The following is an 18,987-nucleotide window of genomic DNA, read 5'->3' as shown; positions in this document are numbered from 1 at the left end:
CGGATGCGCGCCGACCCCGCCCCGACCGGTCCCGGCCGGCCGCGGCCCGATCCCGTCCGACGGAGAATTCCATGCCCCGCGAAAAACTTTCCTACGCCCAGAAGCAGTGCGTCACCGCCACCGGCAAGCTGATGCAGCAGACCGCCATGATCCACCCCGGCGCGCGCATCGGCGTGGCCGTTTCCGGCGGCATGGACAGCTGGGTGCTGTTGCAGGTGCTGAAGCTGCGACAGCGCATCGTGCCCTTCAAGTTCGAGATCATGGCCCTGCACGTGAACCCCGGCTTCGACCCGCACAACCACGCCCCGCTGCTGCCCTGGCTGCGCGCCAACGGCGTGGCCTCGCACATCGAGGTCACCGACCACGGGCCGGTGGCCCATTCGCCCGCCAACCTGCGCAATTCGCCGTGCTTTTACTGCGCCAAGCTGCGCCGCACCCGGCTGTTCGAACTGTGCAAGCAGTACGGACTGACCCACCTGGCCTTCGGCCACAATGCCGACGATCTGGTGACCACCTTTTTCATGAACCTGGTCCAGACCGGGCGGGTGGACGGCATGTCCATGAAGGAAGCCTTCTTCGGCGGCAGGCTGACGGTCATCCGTCCCATGATGCTGGTGGAAAAACCGGTCATCGCCCGCGCCGTGAACCAGTGGAACCTGCCCGTGTGGTCCAACCCCTGCCCGTCGGCCACCGATTCGCGCCGCAGCGAGATGACCGCCGAAGTGAAGGAACTGTGCAAGGGCAGCAAATTCGCGAAGGCAAATATTTTCAACGGGTTGATTCGTTGGCAGCTTGGGTTGACACCCTCGGACCAATAACGCTAGACAACGCGATAGGCTCTAGCGCCAGCCGCAACGCGCGGCCCGGACGCCATCTTCCGCACCGACCGCACTCTCCGGCCGCACCGGACCCACCGGTTCCACAGGACCGGCCTGACCGGCCACAACCCGCAGGACCGCACGCGACACATGCTGCTCGGCAAGTACCACATCGTCATCCTGAAGGAACGCGACGGCGCCCACCGCAACCTGCGCATGCGCGGGTGGTTCGGTTTCGCCGTGGTCTGCCTGGGGCTGGCGCTGGCCGGGCTGAACGTGTGGCTGTGGGGCTTCTACACCGAGAACCTGAACCTGCAACGCCGCCTGGCCGAGGCCGAGCGCACGGTGGAGGAACAGAACGGGCAGATGCTGAACATGGTGGGCAAGGTGCGCAGCCTCCAGGCCGACCTTGGCCGCGTGCAGCAGTTCGACTCCAAGCTGCGCCTGATGATGAACATGGAGAAGGACCCCGGCGAAGCAGCCTCCATGGGCGGCTCCCGCTCGGAAGACTTCTCCAAGAGCTACCTGCCCCTGCACCGCCAGGAACTGCTGGCCCGCAAGATGCACAGCTTTTTGCAGCAGCTTTCCACCGACGTGCGGCTGGAAGAGGTGCGCCAGCAGGAACTGGTGCGCGCCCTGCGCGACAACCGCGAGGTGCTGGCCGCCACCCCCTCCATCTGGCCCGCCGACGGCTACATTTCCTCCACCTTCGGCATGCGCGTCTCGCCGTTCACCGGCAAGGGCGAATTCCACAAGGGCATCGACGTCATCAACCGCCCCGGCACGCCCATCTATGCCCCCGCGCGCGGCACCGTCACCTTCGCCGCCGTGGACGGCGCCTACGGCAACTGCGTGGTGCTGCAACACGGCGGGGGGCTGTCCACCCGCTACGCGCACATGCAGCGATTCGTGATCCGGGACGGCCAGAGCGTGAACCGGGGCGACCTTATCGGCTACATCGGCAATTCGGGGCGCAGCACCGGCCCGCACCTGCACTACGAGGTGCGGCTGAACGGGGTGTGCGTGAATCCCATGCGCTACATCCTGAACTAGACGCACGCACGGCTTCGGTCCCGCAGCCAGCGACATCCAGCCCATCCGGGTCCCCCACCCTCTTTCCGCACCCACCCCATGCTGCATATCTTCGACACCCCCTTCGAGTGGGACATCGAATGGCTGTTGCGCGTCAACGTGGACTGGCGCAACACCCCGCTGGACCTGCTGATGCCGCTGGTTTCCAGCACCCTGCTGCTGTGGGTGGCCATCGCCGCCTGCGCGGCGCTGTACCTTGCCCGCACGGGCAAGCCCGGGTTGCGGCCGCTGCTGTCCCTGTTGCTGGTGGTGGGCGTGGCCGCCGGGCTGGCCGACGGCGCGGGCAACGTGTTCAAGAAATCCACGGACCGGGTGCGCCCGCTGAACGCCCTGCCGCTGGTGCACCACCGCGACGACGGCGCATGGAAGCAGAACCCCGCCGATTTCGCGCAAGGCAAATCGACGGGGGATTCCTTCGTCTCGTCCCACGCGGCCAACACCATGGCCGTGGCCGTGGCGCTGTACGCCATGCTGCCGGGCCTTGGCGCGGCCCGGAAACGGGAAGCCCTGGCCCAACCGGCCGCACCGGCCGCACCGGCCGCCGGTTCCACGGCATGCGCCGCTCCCCGCCCGTCCCCGGCGCTGCGGCTGGTCTTCCTGCTGCCGCTGATGGTGGGCTATTCCCGCCTGTACCTTGGCAAGCACTACCCTTCCGACGTGCTGGGCGGCTGGCTGGTGGGTCTGCTTGCCGGTTGCGCGGCGGTGTGGGCGTGGCGGAAGGCCACGGGGCAACGCAACAGCCCGGCCTGACGAAGATTCTCGCGCTGCAAGGCGGCCGCTTTGAAGCGGGGGGCCAAGGGGCGACAGCCGCGCTGCGATCGCCATCCGTAATGCTCGAAGCCTCGCATAACGGCTGCCGTCCTTGGTCGCCGGAGGCATCCTGAAACGCACATCGCCATCATGTGAAGCGGGCGGGGCATTGCTGCCCCGCCCGCTTCGTTTCGAAAAATTGCCGACACCCTTGCGGCCCGCGCTACCCGGCGGCCAAGCCCTGCAACTGCGCGAACGAATCGGCCAGCGGCGCGGCGTCGGTCACGTCCTGGCGCAGAAAGGCATTGATGGGGCCGTTCATGGCAATGGCCTTGTCGATGTCCGGGTTGCTGCCCGGCGCGTAGGCCCCGATGTTGATCATGTCCTCGGCCTTGCGAAAGGTGGCCATGTGCCGGGTGATCACGCGGCCCGCGTCCACCACGTTTTGCGCGCAGATGTCGCTGCGCAGGCGGCTGATGGAGCGCAGCACGTCAATGGCGGGAAAGTGCCCCAGGTCGGCAAGGTCGCGGGTGAGCACGATGTGCCCGTCCAGGATGGAGCGCACCGCGTCGGCGATGGGCTCGTTGAAGTCGTCGCCGTCCACGAGCACCGTGTAGATGCCGGTGATGGTGCCCTTCTCGCTGCGGCCCGCGCGTTCCAGCAGCTTGGGCAGCTGGGCGAACACGGTGGGGGTGTAGCCCTTGGTCGTGGGCGGTTCGCCGACGGCAAGGCCCACCTCGCGCGCGGCCATGGCGAAGCGCGTCACCGAGTCCATCATCAGCAGCACGTCCTTGCCCTGGTCGCGGAAATGTTCGGCCACGGCGGTGGCGGCATAGGCGGCGCGCATGCGCACCAGCGGCGACTGGTCGGACGTGGCCACGATGAGCACCGAGCGGGCCAGCCCCTCCGGCCCCAGGTCCTTTTCCATGAACTCCACCACCTCGCGGCCGCGTTCGCCGATGAGGCCGATGACGTTCACGTCGGCCACGGTGTAGCGGGCCATCATGCCCATGAGCGTCGATTTGCCGACGCCCGAACCGGCCATGATGCCCACGCGCTGCCCCTTGCCCAGGGTGAGCAGGCTGTTGATGACGCGCACGCCCACGTCCAGCGGGTCGGAAATGCGCGGCCGGGCCAGCGGGTTGGGCGGCGAGGCGTACAGAGGGGCGAAATCCACGGTGGGCACGGGTGCGCCGCCGTCCAGCGGCACGCCGAAGGCGTCGAAGGCTCGGCCAAGCAGCGCGTCGCCCACGGGAAACACGGGGGGCAGGCTGGTGTTGCGGATGAGGCTGCCGGGGCGGATGCCGCGCAGGTCGCCATAGGGCATGAACAGCAGGTTGCCGTCGCGAAAGCCCACCACCTCGGCGGCGATGCCCCCGCACGAGGCGGGGTCCGCCTGTTCGGGCGCGCCGCCCGCGCCGGATTCGCAGCCCTCGGGCAGCATGTGGCACACCGCGCCCAGCGGGGCCTTTATGCCGCAGCCTTCGGCAACCAGGCCCACCACCTTGGTGACCTTGCCGTAGGTCTGCATGGCCTGCACCTCGCCCAGCAGGCGCAGGCAGGCGGCCGGGTCCAGCCCGGACATGGCGCTTTCGGCCGGGCTCACGGGCGGTCCTCGGGCAGGGTCAGCCCGGCCAGCACTTCTTCGACGATGCGGCGGCGGGTCTCGATGGTGTTGTCCACCATGCCGTCGCGGCTTTCCACCACCATGCCGCCGGGGCCGATGGCGGCGTCGCCGCGCACGGTCCAGGCCTCCAGGCCCGGAAAGCGCTCCTTGGTGGCGGCGATGATGTCGGCCACGGCGGGCTCGTCCTCGGGGTTCACGCGCACGGTGAGGGTACGGCGCTGCTCCAGCGCCTGCACTGACTTCACGAACAGCGTTTCCAGCACGGCGGCGCGCTCCGCGTCCACCACCAGGCCAACCCCGCGCTCCACCGCCGCGCGCAACAGCCCCACCAGGTCGGCCCGCCACCCGGCGAAGATGGACGAACACTGCCCCTGGATGGCGGAAAGCACGGCGGACACCGACTCGCCCATGGCCGCGCGGAATTCCTCCAGCTCGCGGTGGGCCTGGGCCATGCCCGCGTTGTAGCCCTCGTCATGGGCCGCGGCGCGCATGACCTCGGCCTCCATGCGGGCCTGGGTCAGCATCTCGCGCGCCTTGGCCTCTGCCTTGGCGCGCACGCGCTCCATGTATTCCTCTTCGGTGTGCTCGTCCCACAGCGGGCGCGCCGAAGCGCCCTCCATGCCGGTCAGCGTGGTTTCGCCAAGGGGGCCGGGCCCCATGAAGATGGTGCCCCAGCGGTCGGGCTTTTCGGCATCAGACGAAGACATCGCCGCCTCCGCGGCCCACCATGATGCGGCCTTCGGTTTCCAGCCTGCGCACCGTCTTGACGATGTTCTGCTGCGCGCCCTCCACGTCGGACAGACGCGTGGGGCCCATGATCTCGAGGTCTTCGCGGATCATGGTGGCCGCGCGTTCCGACATGTTCTTGAAGAACTTCTCCTTCAGGTCGTCGGATGCCCCGCGCAGGGCCATGGTGAGGTCCTCGTTGGAGATTTCCTTGAGCAGTTCGCGGATGCCCCGGTCGTCCAGGGCCTTCACGTCCTCGAACACGAACATGAGGTTGCGGATGTCTTCGGCCATCTGCGAGGATTCTTCCTCGATTTCGGCCAGCACTTCCTCTTCGGTGGCGCGGTCCACGGCGTTGAGGATCTCGGCCACGGCGGGCACGCCGCCCACCTTCTTGCCTTCCTTGCCGCCCATGGCGATGAGCTGGCTTTGCAGCACCTTGTCCACTTCCATCAGCATGTCCTCGGGCACGGCTTCGAGCCTTGCGAGGCGCATGAGCACCTCGGGCCGCACGCCCGCGGGCAGGTTGGTCAGAAGTTCGGCGGCGTTGTCCGGGTGCATGTGCCCCAGGATGAGCGCCAGCGTCTGCGGGTGTTCGTTGCGCAGGATCTGGGACAGCAGGCGCGGGCTGACGTTGCCCAACTCGCGGAAGGGCGCGGGGCCGGAGTCGAGGTTCAGCGAGTCCATGATGTACTTGGCGGTCTCGCTGTCCAGGTTCTTCATGAGCATGCGCTTCACGGCTTCCGCGCCGCCGGCGATCATGTCCTGGCCGGTGACCAGGGCGGTGTGGAATTCGCGCAGGACTTCCTCCACCAGCTCCTTGGGCACGGTGTCCAGTTCCACGATGGCCTTGGAGACGGCGGCGATCTCTTGCCGCTCCATGCGCTTGAAGACTTCCGAGGTGAACTTGTCACCCAGCGCGAGAAGCAGGATCGCCGTCTTCTGGGGGCCCTTAAGCTGCTCCGACCTTGGATCCTTCGGCATGCTTCAGCCAACTCCTGATGATGCTCACGGCCTGGTCCATGTTCTGTTCGGCCATCTGCAGGGCGTGAGCCTTGATGTCCTCGATCTTCTTCAGCGCGTCCAGCGCGTCCATCTCCTCGTCGCCCTCGATGAGCGCAAGGCGCTCTTCGCCGGCGGGCAGGCCTTCCAGGCCCTCGATCATCTCGCCTTCCACGCGCGGGCGGATCATGGCCAGCACCACCGGCCGCACCACCAGCAGCAGGAACAGGAAGACCAGCAGCGCGTTGAGCAGCGGCTTGCCAAGGCGCAGGGCGTAATCCATGACCAACTGGGCAAGGCTCGATTCCTGCGGCGCGTCGGGGCCGCCGAACGAAATGTTGCTGACCTCTATGGTGTCGCCACGCGCGCGGTCGAAGCCCACGGCGTTGGAGACCAGCTGGCGGATGCGCTCGATGTCCTCGGCCTTGCGGGGCACAAAGGTCCACTGACCGTCGGCACCCTTCTCATACGTGCCGTCCACGATCACCGCAACGGTCAGGCGGGAGATGTCGCCCACCTGCGCCACGATGTTCTGCTCTTCCTTGTTGATCTCGAAGTTGGTGGTGCGGGTTTCGCGGTTGCCCTCCTGGGTGGACGCGCCGCCCGTGGGCGAATCGCCCCGGAAGTTGGCGTCGGGCGAGCCCGCCTCGAGGTTCGAGCGGCCGCGCTGCGATTCCTCGCTGCGGCTTTCGCTGCGCACCACGGTCTTTTCGGGGTCGTAGAGTTCCTTGCGGATGGTGCGCTGGCTGAAGTCGAGGTCGGCGTTGACCTTGGCGATGACCTTGCCCGCGCCGATGACCGGGTAGAGCAGCTCCTCGATGCGGCGCTCCAGGTTCTGCTGCATGCGCAGCTTGTGCTCGAGCTGGGTCGAGGTCATGCCGTCGACGCTGCCGTCCTCGTTGGGCGCGTACAGGATCTTGCCGCTGGTGTCGGTGACCGAGACCTTGTTCTTGTCCAGCCCTTCCACGGCCATGACCACCAGGTTGACGATGGCCTGGACGTCCTTGGGCTCCAGCTTCTTGTTGTCGCGCAGCTTCAGCACCACCGAGACGGACGGCTTCTGCTGTTCCTCGATGAACAGACTGCGGTGCGGAATGACCAGATGCACCCGCGCGCTCTCGATGCCGGGAAATTCGGAGATGGTGCGCGAAAGTTCGCCCTGCAGGGCGCGCTGGTAGTTGATCTTCTGCACGAAGTCGGTCTGGCCGACCTTGATCTGGTCGAAAATCTCGAAGCCGATGCCCTGGCCCACCAGGCCGCCTTCACCGGCCACCTTCAGCCGCAGGTCGTACACCTTGTCGGCGGGAACCAGCACGGAAGCGCCGTTGTTCTCCAGCTTGTAGGCCACCTTGTCGGCCTGCAGCAGCTTGACCACGCGGCTGGCGTCCTCGGGCGGCAGGTTGGAGTACAGCACGCGGTAGTCGGGCTGGTTGATCCAGAACACCAGGCCGAAAAACACGCCCACCACGGCCACGGACAGCCCGGCGATGAAGATGCGCTGCGAGGTGGAAATGCGCGACCAGAATCCCTTGGCCTTCTGGACGGCGTCTGCGAGAGCGGGAGCCATGTGTTCTTCCTCCGGGTGGTCTCTGGGCTGCGAGGCGTGATGCGTGATGTCGGGCGGTGCGCGTGCGGGTTGTTTCTTCAGGCACCGCGCCGGGGCATCCGGTGCTTTCCGTCGCCTGCCGGGCGCCTGGCGCGGTCGGATTTTCGTTCTCCGGCAAAGTCACGCGCCGGGGCATTCGGATGATTCCCGCTGTCTGCCGAGGAAGCCAAGCGGTTCATGAAGGGAGCGCACTCTTCCGTGCGTGACCGAATGAACCGTGCCGGCTGACGAAGGCAGCGGCGGGAAGGGCCGAATGCCTAGAATTGGATGCGACTGAGTTCCTTATACGCCTCCATGACCTTGTTCCGCACGGCGGAGGTCATGCTGACGGCAAGGCCGGCCTTCTGCAGGGTGATCATCAGCTCATGCACGTTCTGGGTTTCCCCGGCGGCGAAGGACTGGATCATCTGGGCCTTTTCGGCCTGCATGTCGTTGACCTTGGTCAGCGACTCGGAAAGCGTGCTGGTGAACGACTTGGCCTGAATGCCGGATGCCGTGGGCGCCGCGGTGGCGCGGGTGGCCTGTTCGGCCTTGGTGAAGTTGCCGAGGGCGTTGGAGTACGCCTTCAGCCCTACCGCCTGGATGGTCATGGCCGTGTCTCCCTGGTGTTCTTGCCGGATGCGGAGTTTCGTCGGCTGGCGAGGGGGGCGTGATCGGCACGAGGGAGCATGCCTTTTCGCATGTGACCTCGGTGCCGCGCCGCGCCCAGACGCGCCTAAACGCGGTCAGCCGACGAACGCACCATCCGGATGCTAGCGGCTGATTTCCAAGGCCTTGGTGTACATGGCCTTGACGGTGTCGATGGTGGTCACGTTGGCCTCGTAGCCGCGCTGGGCGGTCATCAGGCTGGCCATTTCCTCCACCACGTTGATGTCCGGGTACGCCACGAAGCCGTCCTGGTCCGCATCGGGGTGGCCGGGTTCGTACACGCGCTTCATGGGGCGCGAGTCGGTGGCCACGTGCATCACGCGCACGCCCTTCAGTTCGCGGTCCAGCGCGCCCTGCATGTGTTTGGAGAAGGGGTCGTCCACGTCCTGCGCCGCCATGATGGTGGTCTTGCGCCGGTAAGGACCACCGTTCTCCGTGCGGGTGGTCTTCACGTTGGCGAGGTTCATGGAAATGATGTTCATGTTCGTGCGTTCCGCACTGAGGGCGGAAGCGCCGATATCGATGGCGGTCATGAAGTCCATTACTTCTGCCCTTCCTGTATGATGGTCTTGACGCCCTCGAAGTTGCCGCGAATGACGGTGGAGAGGGCGGTGTAATGCATGGAGTTCTTGGCCATCTTGGCCATTTCCTTGTCGAGGTTGACCCGGTCTTCGCCGTGCACGATGCGCGGCTTGGCCGCCTTGTCCCAATCGGCGTTGAAGCCTTCCGGGTCGAACACGGCGGGCATGTGGTTATCCTCGGTGCGGGTCATCCGGCCCTTGGCGTCCAGGTTCAGCGCCGCCTGCAACTGCTTCTCGAACTCCAGTTCGCGCGGCTTGTAGCCGGGCGTCCGGACGTTGGCGATGTTGCTCATGACGACATTCTGACGCTGGAGCTGCATGTTCATGACCTTGCCGACAAGGTTCACATGCGGTTCGTACAGGCTTTTCATGCGGGATTCCTCCCCGTTCGCCCCTGGGGCGTGCGCCGCGCAGGGGGTGGTGGCCGCCGATGCAGGCCGTGGATGCACCCCCGGTTGAGCAAGAGACGTTCCAGCCGAAGGAAGATTTTTTGTTTCAGCGTATTGCCAGCAAAAATCCTGTTTTCACCCTTCCTGCCGCCGCCGGAATGACGACGCCGCCCGACCATCTCGCGATGGGCCGGGCGGCGGCAGGTTTTGCCCCCTCGGTTCGGTGGGTGGAGACGGCAAACCGGCGGTTTGTGCCCCCACCGGGTGTGGCGGCCTGCACGGTGAAGACCCGGCGGGCGCCTTAACCTTCAAAAATACATCTTATATATTCATATATTGCGGCCATGCACAGGTTCTGCAAAAGTGGCATGGCATGGGGCTTGCTATGCTCGCTGCGCCCACGAAAACTCCGTCGCCAGCAATGGCACGCATCGTGCTTACGGAGGGCATGGGCACAGCTTTCCCGGGAGCATTCGCGAAACCATCCCGCGAACCGCTCCGGCGCCGCCAGCACGGCGCCCGCCCCGCGCAGCGCGGGGCGACACAGAAGCGCAATGCCTTACGGCATGGAGGGGAGAACATGAGCAACCATCTCGATTACGAAATCAACAAGGAACTGGGCGAGTGCTACCTTTTCATGGGCGACCTTGAAAAGGCCGAGGAGTACTACCGCAAGGCCGCCGGCAGCAATGGCGTGCACCCGGACCCGTACCTGGGCCTCGCCACCATCGCCGTGCAGCGCGGCAACCTCGATGCCGCCCTGGTGCTGTACCGCAAGGCGGCCGCCATCGAGGCCACCGACAAGTCGCTGGCGGGCATGGGCCTGGTGGAAATGGAAACCGGCGCGCACGCCGAGGCCTTCAACCACTTCGTGGCCGCGCTGGGCATGAACCCCGGCAACCTGGTGGCCATGAACGGCCTCTTGCGCCTTGGCTACCACCTTGGCCGCATCGACGAAGTGGTCGCCCACCTGCGGGCGTTCCTGGAACTTTCCCCCGAAAAGGACAACGTGCGCTTCTCGCTGGCCGGGTGCCTGATCTCCCTTGGCCGCAAGGACGAGGCGCGGGCCGAACTCGAGACCATTCTCGACCGCACGCCCGACCACGCCGACGCCCGCGAAATGTACGCCCTGCTCGGGTAGCCGGGGCAACGCCGCCCACACGCGGCAAGTCACGGCAAGATACTCCCCTCCCCATACGATTTTCCGGCCCCGATGCTGGCGCTAGGGGCCGGAAAATCACCTTTCGCCGTCATTCTGCCAACGCTCGGACGGCGAGAGGGAGCGGAAACGCAGTACGGGCGCATGGCGCTCCCCCGGGGAGCGCCATGCGCCCGTCACCTTTTTTGACGGTGGCGGCCGAACGTGGGCCGAAACAGGGACAGGGGCCGGGACAGGAGGGGGAGGACGCCCTCTGCCCGGCCCTTGCCGCGCGGAACCTGCGTGGATCAGACCAGCGCGTTGAACAGGTACCCCACCAGCATGATGCCCAGCCCCACCACGCCGAAGAACACGGCCACCAGCCGGGGCTTCAGCACGCGGCGCAGCATCACCGCCTCTGGCAGCGACAGGGCGATGACGGCCATCATGAACGCCAGCACCGTGCCCAGCGCCGCGCCCTTGCCCAGCAGGGCCTGCACCACGGGAATCATGCCCGCCGCGTTGGAATACATGGGAATGCCGATGCCCACGGCCAGCGGCACGGCCCACCACGCGCCCCGGCCCATGATCGAGGCCATGAAACCCTCCGGCACGTAGCCGTGGATGCCCGCGCCCACGGCAATGCCCAGCACCACCCACGGCCAGACCTTGCCCACGATGTCGCGCATGGCCTGCACGCCGTAGTCGATACGCCCGGACCAGGACAGGTCCATGTCGTGCTGCTGTTCGGCGTCGGCGCGCACCTGCAACACCCAGCCCTCAATGTGGCGTTCCATGCCCAGCCGGCCGATGACCCAGCCGGACACGATGGCGATGGCCAGGCCGGTGCCCGCGTACAGGGCGGCCACCTTCCAGCCCAGCAGCCCGTACAGCATGACCACGGCGATTTCGTTGATCATGGGCGCGGACACCAGGAAGGAGAAGGTCACCCCCAGCGGCACCCCGGCGGAGACGAAGCCGATGAACAGCGGCACCGCCGAGCAGGAGCAGAACGGCGTGACCACGCCCAAAAGGGCCGCCAGCACGTTGCCCACGGCCTCGTTGCGCCCGGCCAGCAACCGTCGGGTGCGCTGCGGCGTAAAGAACGAGCGCACCACCCCGATCCCGAACACCACCAGCGCCAGCAGCATCAGCACCTTGGGCGTGTCGTACAGGAAGAACTCCACCGCCTCGCCCAGATGCGAGGACGGCGTGAGCCCCAGCACGTCGTAGGTCAACGCCCGCGAGGCGGCGGGCAGGTTCAGGTACACCGCCCACCACGCCACGAGGGCCACGGCCATGACCGCCAGGCGGCGCGCCAGCCCGGCGCGCTCCTGTTCAAGAGGCAGGTCGGAGGAGGTGGGGGACGCCGCGCAGCCGCAACCGCCCCCCGGCGAGGCGTCGATGCCGGACAGGGACGCGCGCGGGGCAAGGGGCGTCAGCGTTGCGCCCGCCGTGCCCAACGCCCCGGCAGACACGGAAGGGGCGGAACACCCACAGCCGCCACCGCCGGACGCGGGCTGCGGGGCAAAGGGCTGCAACGGCCGCAGCCCGGCCGCATGGCCGCCGTGGGGCACGGTCGACGCGCCCGCCATGCAGGCGCAGCCGGAAGACGCGCCCCCGCATTCGTCACCGGACGCCGCCCTCTGCGCCTCGTAATCCACGTCCTGCCCGCTGCGCATGTCCGTGACAACGGCGGAAACAACCGCGCCCGATCCTGTGTCGTCGTGCCCGTGAGCCATGTTGTCGTCCTTTTACCGCGGGGCAGCCGCCCCGGATCTTTTTAATTGCCTATTTGGCATAATGTGCAAATTCGGTTTCCAAAAAAAAGCCCGCGAGGCTGCCGCCCCGGTCGGCTTCGGCGCAACCGCCGCCTACCCCTTGGGCCGCAGCGCCACCAGCCGGGCGAGATCGTGGGCCGCGTTGTCGATGTGGTGCCCCGTGCAATCCAGAAACGACCGCACGCACCCCAAGGCCAGCGAATAGTAGACGTTGGCCCCGCGCTTCTCGTCGCGCACCACGCCCGCGCCCTTGAGGATGCCGAGGTGCTTGGACACGGTGGACACGTCCGACCCCACCAGCGCCTGCAACTCGCACACGCAGCGTTCGCCGCGCGTCAGTTCCTCGACCATCAGCAGGCGGCTGGGATGCCCCAGCGCCTTGAAGATGTCCGCCTGCGCCTCGATGAGCTTGCGGTGGGCAGCGACATGTTCCGGTGCAATCATTTGCATGTTTCGCCAAATACTCCTTCGGGCCGGATTAGGCAAGGCCCCGCGACGAAAGAAAGCGCCCCGCCGCAGGGGCTGCGGCGGGGCGAGGGGGACGAATCTGGCGAACGGCACGGGCGCGGGCAACGCCCGCCGCACGCACGGCGGCCTACAGGTTGGCGGCGTACCAGTCGCCGGACAGGCGCAGGCCCTGGCGCACGTTGTACGCGGGCTCGAAGCCCAGGCGGGTGCGGGCGCGGCTGATGTCGGCCAGCGAGTGGCGCACGTCGCCGAAGCGGAATTCGCGGTGCTCCGGCCTGGCGTTGGCCGCATCGGGCTTGTGACGGCTCACTTCCTCGCGGATCAGGTCGAACAGCTGGTTCAGGTCGGTGCGCTCGCCGAAGGCCACGTTGTACACGGTGTTCAGCGCCGCCTCGTCGGTGGCCACGGCGGCCAGCAGGTTGGCCTGCACGCAGTTGTCGATGTAGCAGAAATCGCGGCTGGTTTCGCCGTCGCCGTTGATGTACACGGTCTCGCCGCGCAGCAGCGAGGCGAACCACTGCGGAATGACGGCGGCATACGCGCCGAAGGGGTCCTGCCGCTTGCCGAACACGTTGAAGTAGCGCAGGCCGATGGCCTTCATGCCGTAGCAGGTGGCGAACACGTCGGCGTACAGTTCGTTGACGTACTTGGTCACCGCGTAGGGCGACAGCGGCTTGCCGATCTTGTCCTCTACCTTGGGCAGGGTGGGCTCGTCGCCGTAGGTGGAACTGGACGCGGCATAGACGAAGGTCTTCACCTTGGCGTCGCGGGCGGCCACCATCATGTTCACGAAACCGGAAATATTGCTCTCGTTGGCCAGGATGGGGTCTTCGATGGAGCGCGGCACGGAACCCAGGGCGGCCTGGTGCAGCACGTGGTCCACGCCCTCGCACACCTCGCGGCAGTGGTCCAGGTTGCGGATGTCGCCTTCCTTGAAGCGGAAGTTGCGCCACAGGTCCGCGCCCACGATTTCGCGCACCATGTCCAGGTTGCGCTGGTAGCCGGTGGCGAAGTTGTCGAGCCCCACCACCTTCTGCCCGTGCAGCAACAGCGTTTCCAGCAGGTTCGAGCCGATGAAGCCCGCAACCCCGGTGACGAGCCAGGTGCGGGGGGCGGCTTCCAGTTCCTGCAACAGGGCGGTATAACGGGTCATGATGGATCATCCTCCCAAGGGAGTGGTGGTTTCTGATGGAGCGGGTATTGTACGTGCGCCGGGGCACGGCGTCAAAGGATGGGCTGCGGGCCGGGGTGCGGCAAGGCGGGACAACGGGACGTCGGGCTTGCGGGTCGGTGATGTCTCGGCCTTTTGGCCTGGGTGATGCCCCGGCCTTGAGGCCAGGGTCGCCGCGCACCACCGCAACGTGCGCGCTTCTACTCCCAACGCCCAACCCTGTAAAGGGGCGACACGGGACCGCGCCGCCCGGCACGGAACGTGAATGGATTTTCCGCCATGATCCAATGACGACAGGATGATGACGCCCCCCGCCGCGCGCCGGGACCAGGCTCCCAAGGCCACGGCGGCGCGCGGCCCCCGGCCCCCTTTTCAGCAACCTGCCGTCCTGTTACAAGGTGCGCGTTCTTCCGCCCCGGCGTTCCGCGCCGCGCGGCACGAACCACCCCCCGGCGCCCTGCCGGGACCAGCGCCCGGACCAAACCGGGCGCGCAGCCAGCGAGGCATCAGATGAAGGTCGCCATTCTGGGCAATCAGGCCCGGGCCATGGTCAATTTCTGGAGCGTGCTCATCCGCAGGCTCCGTTCGCTGGGCCACGAAGTGCTGTGCATCGTGCCCGACGCCGACACCGACGCCGAGGGCCGCGCCGCGCTCGAGGCCATGGGGGCCCGCGTGGCGGGCTACCCGCTGGACCGCAAGGGGCTGAACCCCGTACGCGACGCCGCCACCTTCACCGCGCTGTACCGCGTCTTCCGGCAGGAACGGCCCGACGTGGCCTTCTGCTTCACCATCAAGCCGGTCATCTACGGGGCCACGGCGGCGGCGCTGGCGCGCGTGCCCGCCCGCTACGCCATGATCACCGGGCTCGGCTACATGTTCGAGGCGGACACCCCGGTCAAGCGCGTGCTGACCAAGGTGGCCGCCCTGCTCTATCGCGTGGCCCTCTCCTGTGTGCGCACGGTGTTCTTCCAGAACATGGAAGACCGCCGGGTGTTCGAGGACAACCACATCATCCCGCACTCCACCTCCGTGGCCATGTGCCGGGGCACCGGCGTCGCGCTGGACCACTTCGCCCAGGCCGAACCGGTGCTGGACCCGCCCTCGTTCCTGCTGGTGGGCCGCCTGCTGGAGGCCAAGGGCCTGCGCGAATACGCCGACGCCGCCCGCCTGCTGAAGGCCAAGCACCCCGACGCCAGCTTCCGCGTGCTGGGCCCGCCGGAAACCGGGCCGGGCAGCGTACCGCTGGACGAGGTGGAGGGCTGGTCGCGCGAGGGGATCATAGAGTATCTTGGCCAGACCCGCGACGTGCGCCCGTATGTGGCCAACGCCAGCGTGGTGGTGCTGCCCTCGTGGCGCGAAGGCACCCCCTGCTCGGTGATGGAAGGCATGAGCATGGGCCGCGCCGCCGTTGTCACGGACGCCCCCGGCTGCCGCGAGGTGGTGGAGGAAGGGGTGAACGGCTTCCGCGTGCCCCTGCGCAACCCCAAGGCCCTGGCCGCCGCCATGGAGCGGTTCATCGCGGACCGCACCCTGATCACCCGCATGGGGCAGGCCGGACGGCGGCTGGCGGAAACGGAATTCGACGCCGACAAGGTGAGCGAGCATATTTTGCGGGTTATGCGGCTGGCGTAAGGGCTGCTTCCAAATTGTCCTTTCGCCCGGTGGCTACGTCAAACTTCGCCCACCATGTCGGTCGAATACGATAAGAGTACGCGCTGCGGTCCCTATCCGTAAGGTTCGCTCCGCTCACCTAACGGCTAGGGCACTCCCTCATGGCGGGCTTGTTTTCCTTGCCAACGAACGAAAATCCTAATTTGGAAACAGCCCCTGGGACCAGCCTGGGTGCGACAGCCCCCCGCCACGAAAGATTTCCCATCCATTCCGGGAGGAATGCGTGAACGACAATATCCGCAACAGCCTGTTCCGCCTGCTGGACGCCCTGTGCATCCTCATCGCGCTGTACGTGGTCGGCGAAACCATGCTGCCCGACGAGTACAGCGTGCTCATCGACTACACGGGCGCCTCGTTCTTCACCACCTTCTTCTTCCTGCTGTCGTTCTACGTGCTCGACTGCTACTCGGTGGGCGAGGAAGACTTCCGCGATTCCGTGGCCCGGGTGGGCGTGGCCTCCGTGCTGGGGGTCATCGCCACCGGCTTCACCTTCTATTCCTTTGAAAGCTGGCGCTTCGACCGGTCCACCTTCGTGCTGCTGCTGGTGCTGGTGGTGGCCCTGTGCCTTGCCTGGCGCGTGGTGTGGCACCGCATCGGCAAGCGGTTCGTCACCCGGCAGCGGGTGGTGCTGGTGGGCGTGGACCGCGCGGGCAAGGTGCGCAGCCTGCTGGCGCAGAGCATGCCCCACGCCGAAATCCTGGGCTACGTGGGCGAGGGCGACATGGACGCCGACGCCGGGCCGTGCCTTGGCCCCTCGTACGACCCGCTGGGGGTGGCCCGCGCCCACGACGCCACCATGCTGATCATGCTGCCCGACGCCCCCCTGGACGAGGACATCGCCCGCGAACTGCTGCGCGCCAAGCTGGGCGGCCTGATGGTGGTGGACATCCGCACCCTGTACGAACACGTGGTGGGGCGCATTCCCGTCAGCCTCATCCGCGACGAGTGGCTGCTGATGGAAGACGGCTTCAACCTGAACACGCAGGGGTCCATGCAGCGCCTGAAGCGGGTGTTCGACGTGCTGACGTCGTTCGTGCTGCTGGTGCTTACCCTGCCGATCATGGCCATTGCCGCCATCGTCATCCGGCTGGAATCGCCCGGCCCGGTGATCTACAAACAGAAGCGCGTGGGCCTGCACGAAAAGGAATTCACGGTGCTGAAGTTCCGCTCCATGACCGTGGACGCGGAAAAGCACGGCGCGGTGTGGGCGCAGAAGGGCGACACCCGCGTGACCAAGGTGGGCAAGTTCATCCGCAAGGTGCGCATCGACGAGCTGCCCCAGCTGTGGAACGTGCTGCGCGGCGACATGTCGCTCATCGGCCCGCGCCCCGAGCGCATGGAATTCGTGCGCGAACTGGAAAAGGTCATCCCCTATTTCTACGTGCGCCACACCGTGAAGCCGGGCGTCACCGGCTGGGCGCAGGTGTGCTACCCGTATGGCGCATCGGTGGAGGACGCCCGCTACAAGCTGGAGTACGACCTGTACTACATCAAGAACATGTCGCCCCTGCTCGACCTCAAGATCGTGCTCAAGACCGTGGGGGTCATCCTGTTCCCCAAGGGGGCGCGGTAAGCGGCTCAGCCTTCAGAACGCCAAAGGCCGGCCACCCATGGGTGGCCGGCCTTTTCGTTTGCGCACCCGCTTGACGATATGCATTTAAATCTATATTTTCAGGACATGAAATGGGACGTCAGCTTCTGCGATGCATTCGATGTCGAGTTCCAAGAATTCGACGTTCCGCTTCAAAACGAATTGCTGGCACGTCTTTCCTTGCTCGGGGAAACCGGCCCATCGCTGGGCCGTCCCCACGTGGATACCCTGAAGGGTTCCCGGCATCCCAACATGAAGGAACTGCGCTTCAGTCTTGGTCGGCAACCCTACCGGTTCCTGTTCGCTTTCGACCCGCTGCGAAATGCCGTGGTGCTGGTCGGCGGGAGCAAGGCTGGTGACGCCCGGTTCTACGAACGGCTCATTCCCATTGCCGATGACCGGTACGACAGACATCTTGCCACGCTGCAACCGCAGGAGGGCAACCATGGCCCGTAAGCTCAACGAGATCATCGCGGCGCTGCCCGAGGCCCGCCGCGAGGCCATCCGCAAGCGCACCGACGAGTTGCGCCTTGAAATGAACCTGCGAGAACTGCGCCGGGAACTTGGCGTTTCGCAAAAGGACTTGGCCGCCGCTCTGGATGTTTCCCAGGCCACCGTCTCCAAGCAGGAGCGCAGCGGCGACATGCAGATCAGCACCCTGTGCCAGATCGTGCGCGCCCTTGGCGGCACGTTGCGCATCACCGCGCAACTGCCGGGCAAGAAGGAAGTGGAGTTGACGCCGTTCTCGGACACCTGCCGGACGTGACGGCATCCGCCGCATATGCTGCGCACCCCCAACCAAAAAGTTTGCGGGGTGAGAGCACGAGAGAGGGGGGCTTTTCAAAGCCCCCCTCTCTCGTATTCAAACTCTTTTCTCTTATCTATCAGCCCGCCGCCGTCAGCAGATCCTTGGCAACTGCTCGCCCTCCAGCATGGAGAGCAGGCGGTGGCCGCCCATGGGCGTTTCCAGAATGACCTGCCCGGCCCGGCCGGGGCCCGCGCCATCGGGGGCCAGCACGGTGCCGATGCACGCGGCGTCCGCGCCAAGGGGGCTCTGGCGCAGCACGGCAAGGGCGGCGTCGGCCTTTTCCTGCGGCAGGATGCAGATCAGCTTGCCCTCGTTGGCGAGGTACAGCGGGTCCAGACCGAGGAACGAACAGCCCTCGCGCACGGCGTCGCGCACGGGAATGTCCCGCTCGGCGATGCGCAGCACCGCGCCCGACTGCCCGGCGATCTCGTTGAGGGTGGTGGCCAGGCCGCCGCGCGTGGGGTCGCGCAGCACATGGATGTCGCCCACCTCCAGCAGCAGCCGTTCGGTCAGCCCGTTGAGCGCGGCGGAATCGCTGCGCACGTCGGCCGAGAAGTTCAGCCCTTCGCGGTGTGAGAGAATGGTCAGCCCGTGGTCGCCCATTGTGCCGCTGATGATGACGGCGTCGCCCGGCCTGGCGGAATGCCCGCTGGGCGAAGGATTGACGATGATCTCGCCGATGCCGGTGGTGTTGATGAACACCTTGTCGGCCATGCCGCGCGGCACCACCTTGGTGTCGCCGGTGACAATGCACACCCCGGCCTCGCGCGCGGCGTTGCCCATGGAGGTGACGATGCGTTCCAGCACCTCCATGTCCAGCCCTTCTTCCAGAATGAACCCGCAGCTCAGGTAACGGGGCCGCGCGCCCAGCATGGCCACGTCGTTGACGGTGCCGTGCACGGCCAGCGTGCCGATGTCGCCGCCGGGAAAGAACAGCGGGTCCACCACGTAGCTGTCGGTGCTCATGGCCAGCGGGCCGGTCATTTCCAGCCGGGCGGCGTCGTCCAGCGTGCGCAGCACGGGGTTGTCGAAGTGCTTCAGGAACAGTTCGCCGATAAGCCGGTGCGCGGCCTTGCCGCCGCTGCCGTAGTCGAGAAGTAGCGTATCCCCGGCCATGCGG

The 18,987-nt window shown here is 66.7% G+C and carries 20 protein-coding genes; 9 read left to right on the top strand and 11 right to left on the bottom strand.

From position 1 onward, the window contains the following. Nucleotides 1-71 precede the first annotated feature (71 nt). The 3 genes from RVX_RS01220 to RVX_RS01210 all read left to right on the top strand — a co-directional run bounded on the left by RVX_RS01220 (nt 72) and on the right by RVX_RS01210 (nt 2,660). A complete protein-coding gene (locus RVX_RS01220; protein ID WP_116307016.1) occupies nt 72-818 on the top strand; it encodes a tRNA lysidine(34) synthetase in 747 nt (248 codons plus the stop codon). A 150-nt stretch (nt 819-968) separates the two neighbouring features. Further along, on the top strand, nt 969-1,871 hold the full coding sequence (locus tag RVX_RS01215) for a M23 family metallopeptidase (RefSeq protein ID WP_007525905.1): 903 nt from the start codon (nt 969-971) through the stop codon (nt 1,869-1,871). A 78-nt stretch (nt 1,872-1,949) separates the two neighbouring features. Further along, nucleotides 1,950-2,660, top strand: a complete 711-nt coding sequence (locus tag RVX_RS01210) for a phosphatase PAP2 family protein (protein WP_116307018.1) — start codon at nt 1,950-1,952, stop codon at nt 2,658-2,660. Between the two features lie 223 nt (nt 2,661-2,883). Here the strand turns inward: RVX_RS01210 and RVX_RS01205 are convergent, their stop codons facing one another. The 7 genes from RVX_RS01205 to flgB all read right to left on the bottom strand — a co-directional run bounded on the left by RVX_RS01205 (nt 2,884) and on the right by flgB (nt 9,221). Next, nucleotides 2,884-4,245, bottom strand: coding sequence for a FliI/YscN family ATPase (locus RVX_RS01205; protein ID WP_116307810.1), 1,362 nt, complete (start codon nt 4,243-4,245; stop codon nt 2,884-2,886). Between the two features lie 17 nt (nt 4,246-4,262). Then, complete coding sequence (locus tag RVX_RS01200; protein WP_116307020.1) at nt 4,263-4,994, bottom strand: FliH/SctL family protein; 732 nt, start codon at nt 4,992-4,994, stop codon at nt 4,263-4,265. Beyond that, a complete protein-coding gene (fliG, locus tag RVX_RS01195; protein ID WP_116307022.1) occupies nt 4,981-5,997 on the bottom strand; it encodes a flagellar motor switch protein FliG in 1,017 nt (338 codons plus the stop codon). The genes RVX_RS01200 and fliG overlap by 14 nt, the downstream gene beginning before the upstream one ends. Beyond that, entirely contained in the window at nt 5,966-7,582 is a 1,617-nt protein-coding gene (gene fliF / locus RVX_RS01190; RefSeq protein WP_116307023.1) for a flagellar basal-body MS-ring/collar protein FliF, read from the bottom strand. Before fliF ends, fliG begins: the two co-directional genes overlap by 32 nt. Before the next feature lie 296 nt (nt 7,583-7,878). Continuing rightward, the gene (gene fliE, locus RVX_RS01185; RefSeq protein WP_007525891.1) at nt 7,879-8,211 is read right to left on the bottom strand and encodes a flagellar hook-basal body complex protein FliE; all 333 of its coding nucleotides are present in this window, start codon (nt 8,209-8,211) and stop codon (nt 7,879-7,881) included. Between the two features lie 162 nt (nt 8,212-8,373). After that, a complete protein-coding gene (flgC, locus tag RVX_RS01180; protein WP_116307025.1) occupies nt 8,374-8,811 on the bottom strand; it encodes a flagellar basal body rod protein FlgC in 438 nt (145 codons plus the stop codon). Further along, nucleotides 8,811-9,221 (bottom strand): flagellar basal body rod protein FlgB, encoded by a 411-nt coding sequence (flgB, locus tag RVX_RS01175; RefSeq protein WP_116307027.1) that lies wholly within the window; start codon nt 9,219-9,221, stop codon nt 8,811-8,813. Before flgB ends, flgC begins: the two co-directional genes overlap by 1 nt. 59 nt (nt 9,222-9,280) lie before the next feature. On the opposite strand from flgB, the gene RVX_RS01170 reads away from it, so the two are divergent. Together RVX_RS01170 and RVX_RS01165 are read left to right on the top strand one after the other, a co-directional pair. Next, on the top strand, nt 9,281-9,544 hold the full coding sequence (locus RVX_RS01170; RefSeq protein ID WP_147307532.1) for a hypothetical protein: 264 nt from the start codon (nt 9,281-9,283) through the stop codon (nt 9,542-9,544). Between the two features lie 275 nt (nt 9,545-9,819). Continuing rightward, complete coding sequence (locus RVX_RS01165) at nt 9,820-10,380, top strand: tetratricopeptide repeat protein (protein ID WP_116307029.1); 561 nt, start codon at nt 9,820-9,822, stop codon at nt 10,378-10,380. Nucleotides 10,381-10,685: 305 nt separating this feature from the next. Here RVX_RS01165 and RVX_RS01160 read toward each other — a convergent pair whose 3' ends face one another. The 3 genes from RVX_RS01160 to RVX_RS01150 form a co-directional block, all read right to left on the bottom strand. After that, complete coding sequence (locus RVX_RS01160; protein WP_116307811.1) at nt 10,686-11,678, bottom strand: permease; 993 nt, start codon at nt 11,676-11,678, stop codon at nt 10,686-10,688. Between the two features lie 573 nt (nt 11,679-12,251). After that, a complete protein-coding gene (locus RVX_RS01155; RefSeq protein WP_116307031.1) occupies nt 12,252-12,608 on the bottom strand; it encodes an ArsR/SmtB family transcription factor in 357 nt (118 codons plus the stop codon). A 145-nt stretch (nt 12,609-12,753) separates the two neighbouring features. Continuing rightward, a complete protein-coding gene (locus tag RVX_RS01150; protein ID WP_116307033.1) occupies nt 12,754-13,779 on the bottom strand; it encodes an NAD-dependent epimerase/dehydratase family protein in 1,026 nt (341 codons plus the stop codon). 528 nt (nt 13,780-14,307) lie between these two features. Between RVX_RS01150 and RVX_RS01145 the strand changes: the two genes are divergently transcribed. The 4 genes from RVX_RS01145 to RVX_RS01130 all read left to right on the top strand — a co-directional run bounded on the left by RVX_RS01145 (nt 14,308) and on the right by RVX_RS01130 (nt 17,825). Further along, a complete protein-coding gene (locus tag RVX_RS01145) occupies nt 14,308-15,429 on the top strand; it encodes a glycosyltransferase family 4 protein (RefSeq protein WP_116307036.1) in 1,122 nt (373 codons plus the stop codon). Nucleotides 15,430-15,691: 262 nt separating this feature from the next. Beyond that, a complete protein-coding gene (locus tag RVX_RS01140; protein ID WP_172596620.1) occupies nt 15,692-17,041 on the top strand; it encodes a sugar transferase in 1,350 nt (449 codons plus the stop codon). 105 nt (nt 17,042-17,146) lie between these two features. Then, the gene (locus RVX_RS01135; RefSeq protein WP_116307038.1) at nt 17,147-17,515 is read left to right on the top strand and encodes a type II toxin-antitoxin system RelE/ParE family toxin; all 369 of its coding nucleotides are present in this window, start codon (nt 17,147-17,149) and stop codon (nt 17,513-17,515) included. Further along, nucleotides 17,505-17,825, top strand: a complete 321-nt coding sequence (locus tag RVX_RS01130; RefSeq protein WP_172596621.1) for a helix-turn-helix domain-containing protein — start codon at nt 17,505-17,507, stop codon at nt 17,823-17,825. Before RVX_RS01135 ends, RVX_RS01130 begins: the two co-directional genes overlap by 11 nt. 132 nt (nt 17,826-17,957) lie before the next feature. Here the strand turns inward: RVX_RS01130 and hypE are convergent, their stop codons facing one another. Next, nucleotides 17,958-18,983, bottom strand: a complete 1,026-nt coding sequence (hypE, locus tag RVX_RS01125) for a hydrogenase expression/formation protein HypE (protein WP_116307042.1) — start codon at nt 18,981-18,983, stop codon at nt 17,958-17,960. Between the last annotated feature and the right edge of the window lie 4 nt (nt 18,984-18,987).

Source organism: Nitratidesulfovibrio sp. HK-II (genome assembly GCF_003402415.2).
Taxonomy (GTDB): Bacteria; Desulfobacterota; Desulfovibrionia; order Desulfovibrionales; family Desulfovibrionaceae; genus Cupidesulfovibrio.
Note: the sequence above shows the minus strand (reverse complement) of the source record. Positions and strands in the feature narration are given on the sequence as shown.

Coding starts and splice junctions, on each gene's coding strand:
- RVX_RS01220 (WP_116307016.1), top strand. CDS start 72: ATGCCCCGCGAAAAACTTTCCTACGCCCAGAAGCAGTGCGTCACCGCC.
- RVX_RS01215 (WP_007525905.1), top strand. CDS start 969: ATGCTGCTCGGCAAGTACCACATCGTCATCCTGAAGGAACGCGACGGC.
- RVX_RS01210 (WP_116307018.1), top strand. CDS start 1,950: ATGCTGCATATCTTCGACACCCCCTTCGAGTGGGACATCGAATGGCTG.
- RVX_RS01205 (WP_116307810.1), bottom strand. CDS start 4,245: ATGTCCGGGCTGGACCCGGCCGCCTGCCTGCGCCTGCTGGGCGAGGTG.
- RVX_RS01200 (WP_116307020.1), bottom strand. CDS start 4,994: ATGTCTTCGTCTGATGCCGAAAAGCCCGACCGCTGGGGCACCATCTTC.
- fliG (WP_116307022.1), bottom strand. CDS start 5,997: ATGCCGAAGGATCCAAGGTCGGAGCAGCTTAAGGGCCCCCAGAAGACG.
- fliF (WP_116307023.1), bottom strand. CDS start 7,582: ATGGCTCCCGCTCTCGCAGACGCCGTCCAGAAGGCCAAGGGATTCTGG.
- fliE (WP_007525891.1), bottom strand. CDS start 8,211: ATGACCATCCAGGCGGTAGGGCTGAAGGCGTACTCCAACGCCCTCGGC.
- flgC (WP_116307025.1), bottom strand. CDS start 8,811: ATGGACTTCATGACCGCCATCGATATCGGCGCTTCCGCCCTCAGTGCG.
- flgB (WP_116307027.1), bottom strand. CDS start 9,221: ATGAAAAGCCTGTACGAACCGCATGTGAACCTTGTCGGCAAGGTCATG.
- RVX_RS01170 (WP_147307532.1), top strand. CDS start 9,281: ATGCAGGCCGTGGATGCACCCCCGGTTGAGCAAGAGACGTTCCAGCCG.
- RVX_RS01165 (WP_116307029.1), top strand. CDS start 9,820: ATGAGCAACCATCTCGATTACGAAATCAACAAGGAACTGGGCGAGTGC.
- RVX_RS01160 (WP_116307811.1), bottom strand. CDS start 11,678: ATGGCCGTGGCCCTCGTGGCGTGGTGGGCGGTGTACCTGAACCTGCCC.
- RVX_RS01155 (WP_116307031.1), bottom strand. CDS start 12,608: ATGCAAATGATTGCACCGGAACATGTCGCTGCCCACCGCAAGCTCATC.
- RVX_RS01150 (WP_116307033.1), bottom strand. CDS start 13,779: ATGACCCGTTATACCGCCCTGTTGCAGGAACTGGAAGCCGCCCCCCGC.
- RVX_RS01145 (WP_116307036.1), top strand. CDS start 14,308: ATGAAGGTCGCCATTCTGGGCAATCAGGCCCGGGCCATGGTCAATTTC.
- RVX_RS01135 (WP_116307038.1), top strand. CDS start 17,147: ATGAAATGGGACGTCAGCTTCTGCGATGCATTCGATGTCGAGTTCCAA.
- RVX_RS01130 (WP_172596621.1), top strand. CDS start 17,505: ATGGCCCGTAAGCTCAACGAGATCATCGCGGCGCTGCCCGAGGCCCGC.
- hypE (WP_116307042.1), bottom strand. CDS start 18,983: ATGGCCGGGGATACGCTACTTCTCGACTACGGCAGCGGCGGCAAGGCC.